At 71.0% G+C, this 14,843-nt stretch carries 15 protein-coding genes; 6 read left to right on the top strand and 9 right to left on the bottom strand.

What is annotated here, in order from left to right; genetic code table 11:
• Nucleotides 1-29: 29 nt before the first annotated feature.
• Nucleotides 30-1,517, top strand: a complete 1,488-nt coding sequence (locus P1P70_RS01015) for an APC family permease (RefSeq protein ID WP_319233718.1) — start codon at nt 30-32, stop codon at nt 1,515-1,517.
• Between the two features lie 166 nt (nt 1,518-1,683).
• A complete protein-coding gene (locus P1P70_RS01010; RefSeq protein WP_319233717.1) occupies nt 1,684-2,601 on the top strand; it encodes a hypothetical protein in 918 nt (305 codons plus the stop codon).
• Nucleotides 2,602-2,709: 108 nt separating this feature from the next.
• Here P1P70_RS01010 and P1P70_RS45635 read toward each other — a convergent pair whose 3' ends face one another.
• From P1P70_RS45635 to P1P70_RS01000, 3 genes are read right to left on the bottom strand one after another with little or no spacing between them, the layout of a single operon-like run.
• Nucleotides 2,710-2,931 carry a hypothetical protein gene (locus P1P70_RS45635; protein ID WP_413471400.1) on the bottom strand — a complete coding sequence of 74 codons (222 nt, stop codon included), beginning with the start codon at nt 2,929-2,931 and terminating at the stop codon, nt 2,710-2,712.
• A gap of 3 nt (nt 2,932-2,934) precedes the next feature.
• The gene (locus P1P70_RS01005) at nt 2,935-3,105 is read right to left on the bottom strand and encodes a hypothetical protein (protein WP_319233715.1); all 171 of its coding nucleotides are present in this window, start codon (nt 3,103-3,105) and stop codon (nt 2,935-2,937) included.
• Between the two features lie 11 nt (nt 3,106-3,116).
• The gene (locus P1P70_RS01000) at nt 3,117-3,767 is read right to left on the bottom strand and encodes a TetR/AcrR family transcriptional regulator (RefSeq protein ID WP_319233713.1); all 651 of its coding nucleotides are present in this window, start codon (nt 3,765-3,767) and stop codon (nt 3,117-3,119) included.
• A 59-nt stretch (nt 3,768-3,826) separates the two neighbouring features.
• Between P1P70_RS01000 and P1P70_RS00995 the strand changes: the two genes are divergently transcribed.
• The 3 genes from P1P70_RS00995 to P1P70_RS00985 are packed head-to-tail and all read left to right on the top strand — an operon-like array spanning nt 3,827 to nt 6,686.
• Nucleotides 3,827-4,594: an FAD-binding oxidoreductase gene (locus P1P70_RS00995; RefSeq protein WP_319233711.1), complete on the top strand. Its 768-nt coding sequence runs from the start codon at nt 3,827-3,829 to the stop codon at nt 4,592-4,594.
• Nucleotides 4,595-4,611: 17 nt separating this feature from the next.
• Complete coding sequence (locus tag P1P70_RS00990) at nt 4,612-6,330, top strand: FAD-linked oxidase C-terminal domain-containing protein (protein WP_319233709.1); 1,719 nt, start codon at nt 4,612-4,614, stop codon at nt 6,328-6,330.
• Between the two features lie 5 nt (nt 6,331-6,335).
• Nucleotides 6,336-6,686, top strand: coding sequence for a cytochrome P450 (locus P1P70_RS00985; protein WP_319233707.1), 351 nt, complete (start codon nt 6,336-6,338; stop codon nt 6,684-6,686).
• A gap of 93 nt (nt 6,687-6,779) precedes the next feature.
• Here the strand turns inward: P1P70_RS00985 and P1P70_RS00980 are convergent, their stop codons facing one another.
• Entirely contained in the window at nt 6,780-7,772 is a 993-nt protein-coding gene (locus tag P1P70_RS00980; protein WP_319233705.1) for an aldo/keto reductase, read from the bottom strand.
• Nucleotides 7,773-7,891: 119 nt separating this feature from the next.
• On the opposite strand from P1P70_RS00980, the gene P1P70_RS00975 reads away from it, so the two are divergent.
• Nucleotides 7,892-8,524 carry a TetR family transcriptional regulator gene (locus tag P1P70_RS00975; protein ID WP_319233703.1) on the top strand — a complete coding sequence of 211 codons (633 nt, stop codon included), beginning with the start codon at nt 7,892-7,894 and terminating at the stop codon, nt 8,522-8,524.
• Nucleotides 8,525-8,696: 172 nt separating this feature from the next.
• Here P1P70_RS00975 and P1P70_RS00970 read toward each other — a convergent pair whose 3' ends face one another.
• From P1P70_RS00970 to P1P70_RS00950, 5 genes are all read right to left on the bottom strand, one after another.
• Entirely contained in the window at nt 8,697-10,166 is a 1,470-nt protein-coding gene (locus P1P70_RS00970) for a CoA transferase (protein WP_319233701.1), read from the bottom strand.
• Nucleotides 10,163-11,614: an aldehyde dehydrogenase family protein gene (locus tag P1P70_RS00965; RefSeq protein ID WP_319233699.1), complete on the bottom strand. Its 1,452-nt coding sequence runs from the start codon at nt 11,612-11,614 to the stop codon at nt 10,163-10,165. Before P1P70_RS00965 ends, P1P70_RS00970 begins: the two co-directional genes overlap by 4 nt.
• A gap of 33 nt (nt 11,615-11,647) precedes the next feature.
• Nucleotides 11,648-13,183 carry an aldehyde dehydrogenase gene (locus P1P70_RS00960; RefSeq protein ID WP_319233697.1) on the bottom strand — a complete coding sequence of 512 codons (1,536 nt, stop codon included), beginning with the start codon at nt 13,181-13,183 and terminating at the stop codon, nt 11,648-11,650.
• A 25-nt stretch (nt 13,184-13,208) separates the two neighbouring features.
• Nucleotides 13,209-14,453 (bottom strand): NAD(P)/FAD-dependent oxidoreductase, encoded by a 1,245-nt coding sequence (locus P1P70_RS00955; RefSeq protein ID WP_319233695.1) that lies wholly within the window; start codon nt 14,451-14,453, stop codon nt 13,209-13,211.
• A gap of 18 nt (nt 14,454-14,471) precedes the next feature.
• On the bottom strand, nt 14,472-14,843 hold a 372-nt coding region (locus tag P1P70_RS00950), incomplete at its 5' end, for a 2Fe-2S iron-sulfur cluster-binding protein (RefSeq protein WP_319233693.1).

The following is a 14,843-nucleotide window of genomic DNA, read 5'->3' as shown; positions in this document are numbered from 1 at the left end:
TCCTCGACACACACCACGCGGAGCCCTCCATGACCGAGCCCCTTGTCCCCACCGCTCCCCACCAGTCCCCGCCGGCCGCGGGGACGGACCAGAGTTCTCACCTCCAGCGCGGCAGCCTCGGCGTCGCCGACATCGTATTCTTCGTCGTCGCCGCGGCCGCCCCGCTCACGGTGATGGCCGGCGTGGCCCCCCTCGCCATCCTCTTCGGCGGCATCGGCGCCCCGGTCGCCTACCTGGCCGTCGGCGTGGTGCTGGTCCTCTTCGCGGTCGGCTTCACGGCGATGACGCCGTACATCCGCAACGCCGGTGCCTTCTACTCGTACATCGCCCGAGGTCTCGGACGTCCGGCGGGGCTGGGGGCGGCGTTCCTCGCGGTGTTCTCGTACAACTCGCTCCAGATCGGCATGTTCGGCGCCTTCGGCTTCTTCGCCTCCACCACCGCGAACGACCTCCTCGGCGTCGACCTGCCGTGGCCGGTGTACGCGTTCGCCGGCATCGCCGTCGTCTGGTTCCTGGGCTTCCGCTCCATCAACCTCGGCGCCAAGGTTCTGGCCGCGCTGCTGATCGCGGAGACCGCCATCCTGGTGCTGCTCGCCGGCGCGGTCCTGGTCAAGGGCGGCGCGAGCGGGCTGACCTTCGACTCCTTCGCTCCCTCGAACGTCTTCGTCTCCGGGATGAGCGGACCGCTCGGTCTGGCCGTCGCCGCGTTCATCGGCTTCGAGGCCACGGCCATCTACCGCGAGGAGGCCCGTCACCCCGACCGCACCGTGCCCCGCGCCACCTACCTCGCGATCGGCTTCCTCGGTCTCTTCTACGCCTTCATCTCCTGGATCATCGTGCAGGCGTTCGGCAGCGACCAGGCCGTCGCCGCCGCCGCGAAGAACCCGGCGGAGATGTTCTTCACCGCCATGACCCAGTACGTCGGCGGCTGGGCGACCGACGTCCAGCGCGTCCTGATCGTCACCAGCGTGCTCGCCGCCCTGCTCGCCTTCCACAACGCCATCACCCGGTACATCTACGCCCTGTCCGTCGAGAATGTCGCCCCTGCGGCCCTGGGCCGGGTGCACCCGCGGCACGGATCGCCGTGGGTGGCCGGCGTCGCCCAGAGCGTCCTGGCGGTCGTGGTCGTCGCCGCCTTCGCCGTGATCGGCGTCGACCCCTACACCAAGTTCTTCCTGTGGGTGAACACTCCCGGTGTGGTCGGCATCCTCGTCCTGCAGGCACTGGCGGCCTTCGCGGTGGTCGCCTTCTTCCGCCGCAACTCCGCCGAGCACGGCGAGGGACGCCTGCGCACCCTGATCGCGCCGGCCGCGGCCGGTGTCCTCCTCACCGCGGTCACCGTGCTGGTCTGCAAGCGCCTGGACCTGTTCACCGGCGCCGGCGCGACGGTCAACTGGGCGCTGGTCGCGCTCACCCCGGCCGTGTTCCTGGCCGGCATGGCCCTCGCGGCACGCATCCGCAGCGCCCGGCCCGACGTCTACGCCAAGCTGGCCACCACCGACGTCGACGCCACCTGACGTGCGCACAGCGGCGGTCCCGGGTTCCGGCTTCCGGCTTCCGGCTTCCGGCTTCCGGCTTCCGGCTTCCGGCTGGGAAACGGGACCGCCCCGCACGTACGTCGCACCTCACACCTCACACCCACACCCACACCCACAAGACGCTTCCCGAGGAGGGTGAACGGTCATGATCCGCGGCCTGGGCAGAAAGCCGGCACCGCGCCTCGCCGCTGAACTCGACGACGCCGAACTGGGCCGCGCATGCCGACAACTCACCGGCAGAGGCACCGCGCGGACGCTCGCCGCCCCGATCGTCGAGCGACTGCTCGACGCGACCGGTCGCGACTGGGACCGCAGGGCCCATCGACTGGCCGCCGTGACGCGCCCGGGCATCCAGCGCTCCTGGGTCGAGCTGCGTCCCGACCGCGCCGACGCGCACACCCTGTTCGCCTGGGGAATCGCGGCGCGCGGCACCCACACACCCTTGCACCACGACGAGTCGGAGCATGCCTTGCGGGCCTGCGCGGAGGCAGCCCGCCTGGATCCCTACGACCCCAACCCGTGGGTCGTGCACCTCGGGCTGCTCCGCCAGTGGCGCAGGCCGCGCGCGGAGGTCTTCCCCGTCTGGCGAGAGATCGTCGCGAGAGACCCCTGGCACCGCGAAGCCCATCTGCAGATGTACGGCTACCTCTCACCCCGGGAATGCGGCTCCCTCGCCCAGTCCATGGACTTCGTCGACCAGGTCAGGGCCACGGCACCGGCCACGGCGCCGACAGCCGGCCTCCCGCTGCTGCCGTTGATCGACCGTTACCACGCCGCCCTGTCCAAAGGCGGTGTCCAGGCGCTCACGGCCGACCGCGTGTGGAGCGGGTACGAAGCCACCGGGATCCTGGAACCGGCCCAGGCCGCCTGGCCCGAGCCGGGCCACCTGCCCTATGCGGCGGCCATCGCGGACCTCAACCTTCTGGCCTACGCCCTCTGTGCCGCCGGAGAACCGGCCCGCGCCACCCCGGTCTTCCGCGCCATCGCCGGCATCGTCACCCCCTTCCCCTGGGGACACGACGGCCGCGACCCCCTCCTGGCCTTCACCACCGCCCGGCGATGAGCCGACGCAGACCCATGACCATGCGACAGCCGCCCCTCCGCCCGCCGGGCAGATGTACATGCCATATCAGCGATCGCGGGGAGCGCCTACAGATCGCTGCGCGGCACTCTACGAGGCGGACCCGGCGGTGTCCTCCGTCGACGGCTCCAGGCGCGTGTAGGCGTGTACACGGGTTTCCAACCCCTGCGGGTTCGGCGCGTAGACGGCGACCATGCGTGCGTATTCCGGCGCCCAGTAGCGGCCGACGCTTCCGGCCGGTACCCGGACGACGTCGCCTGTGACGGCCTCGACGGTCTCTCCGTCGCACGCGACGAACAGGTGTCCCTCCAGGACCTAGTTGAACTCGTCGTGCGGATGCTCGTCCGTCCATGACTCGCCCCGCAGTTCCCACTCCATGAGAGCGACCCCGGGTCGTCGGCCCTCGCCCGGTGGCACGAAGGCGTGGCCTTTCGGCCGCCCTTCCCGGCGGACGAGTGGACCGGCCGGGTATTTCTGCGGTGCCATCGTTCGCCCCTTCAGTCCTTCGCGACTTCCAGCAGGGCGAGGGTCGCCCTGTTCGCCTTCTCGGCCAGCGGCGCGAGCGACCGTTTCCGGCCGTCCCACATGGCCCAGCGGCTCGCGCCTTCGAGAACTGTCATCACGAGCTTGACCTGCTGGACAGACGACCCGAAGCCCATGTCCTCGGCCGCGGCACGGTAGAGCGCCTCGTACAGGTCGACCCAGGCGTCGACTTCCTGCCGGAGCGTCGGCGCGAGGAAGTGGACGACCTGGTCGGTCGCCACCAGCAGGTCCCACAGGTTGCTCTCGGGCAGTTCGATCTGTCGCGTCAGGTGCACCCGCACCATCCGGCGCCAGCCCTCCCCGGGGTCCTGGACGCCCCGCACCTCTTCGAGCAGGGCGATGCCGAACTTGTAGAAGTGCCAGCGGAGGGACTCCGCCACGATCTCCTCGCGGCCCTCCGGGAAGTGGTTGTACAGGCTCGGCGCCTTGATCGACATCTCCTTGGCGATCATGCGCATGGTGACCGAGTTGAAGCCGTTCTCGGTGGCCAGCCGGAGGAACGCCTCCAGGATCGCCCGCCGAGAGGCGCTCTGGCGACTCCAGTCGAGTTCGCTGAGGTGCTTGTCGAACTCCTCGACGGCGTGGGGCCACCGCTCCTCGGTCACCGAATCTCCTTCACCTGCGTGCGACGCGGGAAACTACCGTACGTTAGTTAGTCTGAGGTATGCCCGTTCACACCCACCTCGCCGCCGCTCTACGCGCCGCAGGAGTCGAGTTCGACGACTCGCAGCTGACGCGAGCTCTGTACTCGTCGGACGCGAGCCTCTACCGCGTCGTTCCGTCCGCAGTCGTGAAAGCGCGCGGCGAGGCCGACGTGATCGCGGCCCATGAGGTGGCGCGTGAGCTGCGCATACCGCTGACCATGCGCGGCGCGGGCACCAGCATCGCAGGCAACGCGGTCGGAAGCGGCATCGTCGTCGACACCCGCGGGTTCAACCAGGTGCTCGACATCGACCCGGTCGCGCGTACGGCGCGCGTCGAACCGGGCGTGGTGCACGCGGACCTGCAGCGTGCGGCGGCGCCCCATGGCCTGCGGTTCGGACCGGACCCCTCCTCGCACAGCCGCTGCACGGTCGGCGGAATGATCGGCAACAACGCCTGCGGGTCGCGGGCACTGGGCTACGGGCGGACGGTGGACAACGTCGAGTCGCTGCGCGTGCTGTACGGAAACGGCGAACTCGCCCTGGAGAGGGCGGGCGGCCGGGTGGTGACACCGCGACGCGGCTGGCGCGCGTCGGCGACGCCAACCTCGCCCATCTGCGCACCGAGTTCGGCCGCTTCGGCCGCCAGGTCAGCGGCTACGGCCTGGAGCACCTGCTGCCCGAGCGGCGCCGCGTCGAACGGTTCCTGGTCGGCAGCGAGGGATCACTGGCCACGGTCCTGGAGGCGACCGTCCGCCTCGTCGACGACCGGGTCGAGCGCAGGCTGCTAGTGCTCGGGTACCCGACGATGGCCGACGCGGCCGATGCCGTACCGGCGTTGCTCGCCGCGGCGACCGGCTGTCTCGTCGCGTGCGAGGGCATGGACTCGCGCATCGTGGACCTGGTGCGCGCGAAGGGCTCCGCGGTGCCCGACCTGCCGCGGGGAAACGGCTGGCTGTTCGCGGAGGTGGCGGGCGAGGACGTGACGGATGCGCTCCGGCGACTGGTCGCCGCCGGCGCCGCGCTGGACACCCGTCTCGTCGACGATCCCCGTGAGGCAGTCGCGCTGTGGCGCATCCGCGAGGACGGCGCCGGGCTCGCGGGCCGGTCGCTGCCGACGCCGGCGTACGGCGGATGGGAGGACGCCGCCGTGCCGCCGGAGCACCTCGGCGCGTGGCTGCGCGACTTCGAGGAACTCCTGCGAGGACACGGCCTCCAGGGCATCCCGTACGGGCACTTCGGCGACGGCTGCGTCCACTGCCGCATCGACTTCCCGTTCCGGCCCGGCGACCCGGCCTCGGCCGGAGTCTTCCGCGACTTCATGACCGCCTGTGCGACACGGCTGCGCGACTACCGCGGCACCCTGTCGGGTGAGCACGGTGACGGCCGGGTCCGCGGTGAGCTGTTGCCACTGATGTACGACGAGACGTCCCTCGCCCTGTTCCGGGAGGTGAAGGCCGTCTGCGACCCCGATGACATCCTCAACCCCGGCATCATCGCCGACCCGGTCGCGATCACCGACGATCTGCGGCCGGTACGGCCCCAGGCGCCGGTGCGCTCCGGTCTGCGGCTGGTGCACGACGCCGGGGACCTCGGTGCCGCCGTGCACCGCTGCACCGGTGTGGGCAAGTGTGTGGCCCCGAAAACCACGGGGGTGATGTGCCCGTCCTATCTCGCCACGGGCGACGAACGGGACTCGACCCGCGGCCGTGCCCGGGTGCTCCAGGAGGCGCTCGACGGTGGGCTCCTGCAGGGCGGTCTGCAGGACCCGGCCGTGGCCGACGCCCTCGACCTGTGCCTCGCATGCAAAGGCTGTTCGAGCGACTGCCCCAGCGGCGTCGACATGGCCACCTACAAGAGCGAGGTGCTGCACCAGCGGCACGATGTCGCCGGGCTGCGCCGACCGTGGACCGCGTTCGACAACACCGTCCTGTCGAAGGACGCGCCGGAACACACCCGGATGCGACGGCTGACGAACCGCTGGCTGACACCGAAGATGATCGGCACCTGGGCGCGGTTGACGCACGACTTCACCGTCGAGGCGCTCGACAGGCTCGCCCCGGGCGAGGTGGTGGACGCCCACTTCGACCTGGGCGTGATGCCGACCCATCTGACGATGTGCCGCATCCTCGACATGCCCGTGGGTGATGTGGAGGGGATGTTCTGGGCGCTGTGGGACGCGATGCTCATCAACGCGACCGCACCCGGTGAGGACATCCACGCCAGGTCGCTGGCCGGCATGAACTTCATGTTCGCCGAGACCGAGCGGTACGTGCGGGAGAAGCAGAGCTCCGAGGAGCCCGGAACCGGGCTGGTCGACGAACTCCTCGCGGCCCAGGCACGCGGCGAGCTCACCTGGCGCGAGGTGCTGGAAACCACCGTGCTGCTGTACATGTCGGGCGGCCCGAACCCCGCCTACCTCATCGGTGCCGGATTCAAGCTGTTCGCCGTGCGGCCTGACCTGATGCGCGAGTTCGGGAGAAGCCGGAGATCCGGGACGCCTTCATCAACGAGCTGCCGCGCCTGAATTCGGTGGAGCTCATCATCACCCGCTTCCCGAACGAGGACATCGAGATCCAGGGCGTGCCCATCCCCGCCGGTTCCTGCGTCAAGTACCCGATCGGCGCCGCGAACCGGGATCCGGCGGTCTTCGAGAACCCCGACGAGTTCGACTACCACCGACCGCCGGACGCGAGCCGGAACCTGACGTTCGGCCTCGGTACCCACGCGTGTGCCGGGCAGCTGCTGGCACGGGCCGAGACCGCCACGATCCTCGGCCTCGTCGCCGAGCGGTACTCCTCCGTCGAACTCGCCGGTGAGCCCTCCGAGGTCCGCACCGATCGTCTGGTCGCGTTCGACAAACTCCCCGTCCGGCTCTCCTGAGCTCTCCTGAGCCGGATCGCGGCCCCGCCGCCCGAGGAGCGTTCGAGACACCGATGGCGCTCCCTCGGGCGACCGGTCACCGAGGCCCGGGAGTCAGTCGGTCGACATCGTGGCCAGCATGGCGGCCGGGTACCGGCTTCCGGCGGAACCCCGGGGCAGGATCTGCCTGATCTGCTCAAGATCGGCGCCGGTGAGTTCGACGTCGGCCGCGGCGATGTTCTCCGCCAGACGGTCGGCGTTGCGGGTGCCGGGGATCGGGACCACGTCGTCGCCCTGGGCGAGCAGCCAGGCCAGCGCGAGCTGGGCGGCGGTGATGCCCTTGGCGGCGGCGAGCTTCCTCAACTGCTCGGTGGCGTCGAGGTTGTACGTGTAGTTGTCGCCCTGCCAGCGCTCGTCCCAGCTGCGCATGTCGTCCGCCGGGTACTCGGCGGCGGGCTTGACCACGCCGGTCAGGAAGCCGCGGCCGAGCGGGGAGTACGGGACGAACCCGATGCCCAGCTCCCGCAGGACCGGCAGGATCTTCTCCTCCACCTCCCGCTCGAAGAGCGAGTACTCGGACTGCAGGGCCGTGACCGGAGTGACGGCATGGGCGCGGCGGATGTACTGGGGGCCGACGTTGCTCAGACCGAAGTACTTCACCTTGCCCTCGGCGATCAGTTCGCCGACCACGCCCGCGACCTCCTCGGCCGGCACGTCGGGGTCGGCGGCGTGCTGGTAGAAGAGGTCGATGCGGTCGGTCCGCAGGTAGCGCAGGCTGTTCTCGGCGACCTTGCGGATGTTCTCCGGCCGGCTGTCGAACCCGGCGCCGATCTGCTGCGCGGTCATGTCGAACCCGAACTTGGTGGCCAGGACCACCTCGTCGCGGAAGCCCTTCACGGCCTTGCCGAGCAGGATCTCGTTGCTGCCGGTGCCGAGGCCGTACAGCTCGGCGGTGTCGAAGAAGTCCACCCCGAGTTCATGGGCTCGGCGGAGGGTGGCGGTGCTCTCCTCGTCGTTCGAGGAGCCGTAGGCGAGGGTCATTCCCATGGTGCCGAGGCCGAGCGCGGAGACGCGCAGACCCTGGGATCCCAGATCGCGGTGGTGCATGAGTTCTCTCCAGACATGAGTGCGAGACCGTCCAGTACCAAACCGAACCGTTCGGTTTGACTCTAACGTCGACTCTCGGCAATTCCAAACCAAACGGTTCGGTCGCCTATCCGGGCCCTATGCCTCGCCCGACGACCGACCCGACCGCCGCGCCCTCCGCCTCGGAAGGCGCCGACTCCACCCGCGAGCGGATCGTCGCCGCCGCCACGGAGGAGTTCGCCCGCCACGGAATCGCCGGTGCCCGGGTGGACCGCATCGCCAAGCAGGCCAGGACCAGCAAGGAGCGCGTCTACGCCCACTTCCGCGGCAAGGAGGCGCTCTACGCACACGTGTCCCTGCTGGAACTGGCCCGGGTCGCGCAGGCCACCCCCATGGACCCGGCCGATCTGCCGGGCTACGCGGGCCACCTCTACGACCACTTCACGATCAACCGCCCCGACCACCACCGGCTGATCACCTGGGGGCGCCTCGAACTCACCGGGACCACCGCGTCACCCGGCGCCGACACGATTCGGGAGACCGTCGCCTGCAAGATCGACCAGTTGCGCGAGGCACAGCGGGCGGGTCAGCTCGATCCCGTCTGGGACCCCGTCGATGTCCTCGCCCTGGTCAACCAGATCGCCACCACATGGGCGGCCCAGACCGAGATCGGCGCGATAGCGACGGAGCGGGCCGCGGACCCGTCCCTCGCCGCTCGCCGCGCCGCCGTGGTCGCCGCCGTCGAACGGCTCTTCCCGCGTGTGACGCGGTGAGCCGGCGGGCCCGTGTCGGTCCCCGCGACGGCGTGCGCGCGGCGACGGCCGTATGCAGGTGCCACGCTCCGCGAGGAGACCGCGGCGGACCCGAGGCGCCCTGAGGGCGGCGGCGCCTGGGCCCGCCGTGGCGCTCTCGCGCTCGTCCCGCCGTCGGAGGAACGAACCAGGATCAACCCGTGGTGGACCACCTCGGCACGGAGGATCCCGCCGCTTCGAACGGCCGCTCCCAGAACAACGGGGCCTCCTCGACCGTGACGGGAAACCGCAGCCGCCTGACCGGGCTGCCGTCACCGCTCACATGGACGCGGTCCTCGTACGGCCCGTCGAGCGGCAGCCGGATCTCCGGTTCCTCGGCGACCTGGCCCGCACCCATCAGCATCGCCGCGGTCCGGGCGAGGGAGAGCCGGGAGACCGAGCCTTCGCCCGTTGTCACTCGCCGCGTCAGTCCCCGGATCGCCGCTGCGGCGATCTGGTATCCGGTGGCGAAGTCGAGTGCCTCGACCGGCAGGTGACGGGGCCGGTCGGCGTCGACCAGCCGGCCGAGCGCGTTGATCGGTGTCCTGTGCTCCGGGTCGGCGAGAGCCCAGGCCGTCGTCGCGTCGGCGAGGCCGCTGCTGTACTGCACGAGGGTGTCGAAGCCTCTGCGGTCCTTCCACGGACCTGTCCAGCCGTAGGCGTTGAGTGCCACTTCCACCAGGCCCGGCCGTACGGCGGCCCGGACCTCGGGGGCGACCAGGCTGTCCAGACCGCCGGGGCGGTATCCGTGGACGAGCACGTCCGCCTCGACCAACAGTTCGAGGAACCGATCCCGTCCGTCGGCGGTCCGCAGGTCGAGGAGCGCCCATCGCTTGCCGAGCATGATGTCGCTGCCCCGGCCGAAGACGCCGCTGCTCTCGTCCGAGCCGGGACGGTCGAGGCGCAGTACTTCGGCGCCGCAGGCCGCCAGGAACCGGGTGGCCATGGGGCCGGAGATGACCCGGGTCAGGTCGAGCACGCGGATGCCGGCCAGTGGACGTCCTGGCGTCGGCTTCCAGGTGTCGGCACCCGCGTCACCGGGCTCGACGCGCACGACGGGTTCCGTGGCCACGGCGCGGCCCTGGGCGTGTCCGCGCCATTCCTCGACCGTGCGGCTGACGGCGACAGCGGCGCCCGCGTCGACCAGCGACCGTTCGATGTCCTCCGCCTGGTGCCTGCGGATCTCCGCCTCGAACGCGGCCGTGTCCTCCGCCGTGCCGAGTGCTCGCGCGATACGGTCCCGCAGGGTCGGGAACGTCGCCTGCACGCGAAGCCACCGGTCGTCGGCCGTCTGGAACTCGCACATCCAGGTGTGCGGAACGCCCTGCCGTGCCGACGGGTCGAGGGGCTGGGAAGGGCCGACCGGCAGATCGAACCAACCACTGGCGAGAACCCGGTCCACCCGGACTTCAGGTCGCCCGCCGCCGGTGGTGGCGACGAGATCGCTGAGGGCCAGCCCGGCGGCCCCGAACGAAGCCGCCGCCAGATCGGTGACCGCGAAGGCGGACCGCAGGGCTCCCTGTCCTTCGAACCGCACGCGGTCCAGGGCTTCCTTCTCTCCTCCGAGGGAGTCCCAGATCTCGGAGAGGAAATGCCGTGCGGCGGGGTGATCGGAAGCGTTCATGGTGTCGTCCTTGCCGTGGCCGCCGGTGCCGGGAGCTGGAGTGCCTTCGGCTGGAGGAACTCCTCAAGACCGTGGACACCGAGTTCGCGGCCGTTGCCGGACTGCTTGTACCCGCCGAAGGGCGCCAGCAGGTTCAGCCGTGCGCCGTTGATGTGGACCATGCCGGTGTCCAAACGGCGGGCGAACGCGACGGCACGTTCCTCGCTCGCCGAGAACACCGCTCCGGACAGGCCGTACGGCGAGTTGTTGGCGATCCGCAGAGCCTCCTCCTCGTCCGCGTACGGCATGAGGACGACGACCGGGCCGAAGATCTCCTCCTGGGCGATGGTCATGTCCTCGGTGACGTCGGCGAAGACGGTGGGGCGCACGTAGTAGCCGGCGGCCAGGCCGGCCGGCGGCTCGGCTCCGCCCGTCACCAGCCGGGCGCCCTGGTCGATGCCCTCGGTGATGTAGGCGCGCACGCGGTCGCGCTGGACCTCCGAGGCGACCGGGCCGACCTGGGTCCGCTCGTCGGTGGGGTCGCCCACCACGGTGTTCTCGGCCGCCTCCCGGGCCAGCTCGACGGCGCGCTCGTAGGAATCCCGGTGCACCAGCATCCGGGTCCATGCCGTGCAGGTCTGGCCCGAGTTGCTCAGAACGTTGGCCACGCCCTCGCGGACCGCGAAGTCCAGGTCGGCGTCCGGGAGGACGATGTTGGCGGACTTGCCGCCGAGTTCCAGTGCGACCTTCTTGACGGTGGCCGCGGCGAGTTCGCCGATGCGCTTTCCGGCGCGGGTCGATCCGGTGAAGGAGACCATGTCGATGTCCGGATGGGCGACGAGTGCCTCTCCGACGACCGGGCCGGTGCCGGGCACGAGGTTGAACACACCCGCGGGCAGTCCGACGGCGTCGACGATCTCGGCGAGGACGTAGGCGTTGAGCGGGGTCACCTCGGACGGCTTGAGCACGACCGTGCACCCCGCCGCCAACGCGGCCGCCACCTTGGCGACGACCTGGTGGAGCGGATAGTTCCACGGGGTGATGGCGGCCACGACGCCGATCGGTTCCCTGACGACGAGCGAGGTGCCGACGCGCTCCTCGAACGCGTACGTCTCCAGCAGCCGGGCGTACGACTCGGCGACCGCGATCGGCAGTCCGGCCTGGACGTTCGACGAGAGCTTCCGGGGTGCGCCCATCTCCGCGGTGATGGTGGCGGCGATGGTGGCGGCACGCTCGACCAGTGCGCGGTGGAGGCGGTCGAGGAAGTCCTTGCGTTCGCCCGCGGCCTTGCGGGACCACGCCGGCAGGGCGGCGCGCGCGGCGGCCACGGCCGCGTCGACGTCGGCGGGCGTGGCGTTCGGGACGGTGGCGATGACCTGCTCGGTGGCCGGGTTGACCACCTCGGTCACCTCGTCGCCGGACGGGCTGCGCCAGGCACCGTCGATGTAGATGTGCTGGTGTGCGAGCACGGTGATCAAGCTCTCCTTCTCCGGTACCACGGCTCAGTGGCGGCCGAACAGCTGCGGGTTGCCCTCGTCGATCCAGACGGACTTGGTCTCGGTGTAGTCGTCGAGTGCGTCCGGGCCGAGTTCACGGCCGATGCCGGACTGCTTGAACCCGCCGAACGGCACGCCGTAGTGGACGACGCGATAGGCGTTGACCCAGACGGTGCCCGCGCGCAGTCGCCTGACCATGCGGTGGGCGCGCCCCACGTCACGGGTCCAGACGGCGGCCGCGAGGCCGAAGTCGACGTCGTTGGCGAGCCGGGCCGCGTCGTCCTCGCCGCTGAACCGCACGACACCGGCCACGGGCCCGAAGATCTCCTCCTGGGCGAGCCGCGAGGAGTTGTCGACGCCCGCGAAGACGGTGGGCCGGACGAACAGGCCGCCGGCCAGCTCCGTGCTGGAGGTGTCCCGTACGCCGCCCGCGGCCAGCCGGGCGCCCTCGGACTGCCCGATGTCGATGTAGTCGAGGACCTTGTCGAACTGGTTGCGACAGGCGAGCGGACCCACGTCGGTCCCCGGGTCGAGCGGGTCGCCGAGGACGAGCTTGTCCGCGGCCGCCGACAGGGCGTCGACGAACTCGTCGTACACGGCGTCCTCGACCAGGACCCGGGATCCGGCCATGCAGGTCTGCCCGGTCGCCGCGAAGATGCCGCCCATGACGCCGTGCACGGCGTTGTCGAGGTCGGCGTCGGCGAAGACGATGTTCGGTGATTTCCCGCCCAGTTCCAGGGTGACCCGGCCGATCCGCGGTGCGGCGGCGCTGAGCATGGCCTTGCCCGCCCCGGTGGAACCGGTGAACGCGATCTTGTCGACGCCGGGGTGGCCCGCCAGCGCGGCTCCGGTCGGCTGTCCGAAGCCGGTGACGACGTTGACGACGCCCTGGGGGAAGCCGGCCCGCTCGCAGAGTTCGGCCAGCCGCAGGGTCGAGGTGGGGGTCACCTCGGACGGCTTGATGACGAGAGTGCAGCCGGCCGCGAGCGCGGGGAACAGCTTCCACGACAGCAGCGTCAGCGGCGAGTTCCACGGGGTGATCGCCGCGACGACGCCGACCGGCTCGTGCACGGTGTAGGCGGTGAAGCCGGGGTGGGCCGGCAGGGTCGAGCCGTGGTGGCTCTCCGCGAGGCCGGCCACATAGCGGGCGTGGGCCGCCATGGCCCTGGCTCCGGGCAGCATCTCGCTGATGAGCTTGCCGTTCTCGTGGACCTGGGCGACGGCCAGTTCCTCGGCGTGCTCCTCGATGAGGTCGGCGAGCTTGCGCAGCAGGCCGGCGCGGAGCGAGGCGGGCGTGCGGGACCAGCCGTCCTCGTCGAAGGCCCGGCGGGCCGCGCGTACGGCCCGGTCGACGTCCTCGGCGGTGGCGGCGGGGACACGGCCCCAGGGGCGGCTGTCGTACGGGTCGAGGCAGGTGAAGGTGTCGCCGCCGGACGCGGGCACCCACTCGCCGTCGATGAGCATCGTGTAGTCGCGGTCCATCGCGGCCGGAAAGCGTTCCGGTCGCGAGGAGGCCGTGGTGGCCGCCGTGTTGTCCGTCATGTCTGGGTTTCCCGTCTGGGGTGGTTCAGAGCAGTTGCTTGAGGGGGACCGACAGGTCCTGGAGTGCCTCGGGAGCGACCCGGGCGCGGGCCGCGACCAGTTTTCTGGCCGCGGTGAAGTCCCGGGGGCTGCCCACCACGTCCGCGGCGCGAACCCGACCGTCCTTGAAGTAGAAGGCGGCGAAGGAGCGCCCGGTCTCGGTGGTGCCCCGGATGACGACGTCGTCGTAGCCGGTGGACAGGCCCGAGGTCTGGAGCTTGACGTCGTACTGGTCGGACCAGAACCACGGCACGGCGGTGTACGGCTGTGGGTTCCCGGTCACGGTGGCGGCGGCGGTCCGTGCCTGTTCGGAGGCGTTGGGTACGGATTCGAGGCGACGGCGTCCACCGTGCTCGCCGCAGGGGTGCCTGGTGCAGTCGCCGATGGCGAGGACGGCGGGGTCCTCGGTGCGGCAGTACTCGTCGACGACGATGCCGTTGTCGACGGCGAGGCCCGCCTGTTCAGCGAGTTCGGTGTTCGGGACCAGTCCGATGCCGACGAGGACCACGTCGGCGTCGATCCGCCCGCCGCTCTTGAGCTCCACGGAGGTCACGGAGCCGTCGGGGGCGAAGGTGAAGCCGGTCACCGCGGTGTCGACGCGGATGACCACGCCTTCCTCGGTGTGCACCCGCTGGTAGAACGCGGAGACCTGCGGAGCGGTCACCCGGGCCAGGACGCGGGGCAGCGTTTCGAGGACCGTCACGTCCAGGCCGAGCCGGCGGGCGACCGCGGCCACTTCGAGGCCGACGTATCCGCCGCCGACGACGACCAGCCGGGCACCCGGCACGAAGTGCCGACGCAGGGCGGTCACGTCGGCAAGGGTCCTGAGGTAGTGGACGTTGGGCGCGTCGTCGAGGCCGGGGGCGGCCAGTCTGCGGGCCCGGCCGCCGGTGGCGAGCACGAGGTGCGCGTACGGCAGCCGCTCGCCGCCGGCCAGGATCACCTGCCGGCCGGCCCGGTCGATCGCCGTCACGCGGGTGCCGGTGCGCAGGTCGATGCCCTGCTGCTCGTACATGGCGGGCGGCCGGATGTGCAGGTCCTCGGCCGTGGCCTGGCCGGACAGGTACGCCTTGGACAGCGGCGGACGGGCGTAGGGGTGGCCGGGTTCCTCGCCGACGAGGGTCACGGGCCCGTGGTGTCCGGCCATGCGCAGGGCGGCGACGAAGTCCGCGCCGGCCTGACCGCCGCCGACCACGACGATGCGTCCGGTCGCAGTGGGTTCGATGTGCATGGTGTGCTCCGACCGGTCCTACTTCTGGGTCTTCGGAATGTGCACGACGATGCCGTCCAGCGAGGCGTCCAGGGTGATCTGGCAGCACAGCCGACTGGCCTCGGTGGGTTCCTCGGACGTCGCCTCCAGCATGTCCTGCTCGTCCTCCGACGGCGCGGGCAGCGTTCCGAGCCACTGCTCGTCCACGAAGACGTGGCAGGTGGCGCAGGACAGCTCGCCGCCGCACTCGGCGACGATGCCGGGCACCAGGTTGGCGGTGGCGGCCTGCATGACGGTGGCTCCGTCGGCGGCGTCGGTCTCCTGCTTGGTGCCGTCCGGACGGACGAATACGACACGGGGCATGGCGGTCTCCTGACGGGGGTGCGTGGGTACGGGGTGCGGGTGGTGGGA

It is taken from the genome of Streptomyces sp. MB09-02B (assembly GCF_033794485.1).
Lineage (GTDB): Bacteria > Actinomycetota > Actinomycetes > Streptomycetales > Streptomycetaceae > Streptomyces.
The sequence above is the reverse complement of the archived record's forward strand: the minus strand, read 5'-3'. Positions and strand labels throughout refer to the sequence as shown.

What these genes read in the sequence shown, in the direction of transcription:
- P1P70_RS01010 (WP_319233717.1), top strand. Translation starts at nt 1,684, where the DNA reads ATGATCCGCGGCCTGGGCAGAAAGCCGGCACCGCGCCTCGCCGCTGAA.
- P1P70_RS00980 (WP_319233705.1), bottom strand. Translation starts at nt 7,772, where the DNA reads ATGCACCACCGCGATCTGGGATCCCAGGGTCTGCGCGTCTCCGCGCTC.
- P1P70_RS00955 (WP_319233695.1), bottom strand. Translation starts at nt 14,453, where the DNA reads ATGCACATCGAACCCACTGCGACCGGACGCATCGTCGTGGTCGGCGGC.
- P1P70_RS00995 (WP_319233711.1), top strand. Translation starts at nt 3,827, where the DNA reads ATGCCCGTTCACACCCACCTCGCCGCCGCTCTACGCGCCGCAGGAGTC.
- P1P70_RS01015 (WP_319233718.1), top strand. Translation starts at nt 30, where the DNA reads ATGACCGAGCCCCTTGTCCCCACCGCTCCCCACCAGTCCCCGCCGGCC.
- P1P70_RS00960 (WP_319233697.1), bottom strand. Translation starts at nt 13,183, where the DNA reads ATGACGGACAACACGGCGGCCACCACGGCCTCCTCGCGACCGGAACGC.
- P1P70_RS00975 (WP_319233703.1), top strand. Translation starts at nt 7,892, where the DNA reads ATGCCTCGCCCGACGACCGACCCGACCGCCGCGCCCTCCGCCTCGGAA.
- P1P70_RS00990 (WP_319233709.1), top strand. Translation starts at nt 4,612, where the DNA reads ATGGCCGACGCGGCCGATGCCGTACCGGCGTTGCTCGCCGCGGCGACC.
- P1P70_RS01005 (WP_319233715.1), bottom strand. Translation starts at nt 3,105, where the DNA reads ATGGCACCGCAGAAATACCCGGCCGGTCCACTCGTCCGCCGGGAAGGG.
- P1P70_RS00970 (WP_319233701.1), bottom strand. Translation starts at nt 10,166, where the DNA reads ATGAACGCTTCCGATCACCCCGCCGCACGGCATTTCCTCTCCGAGATC.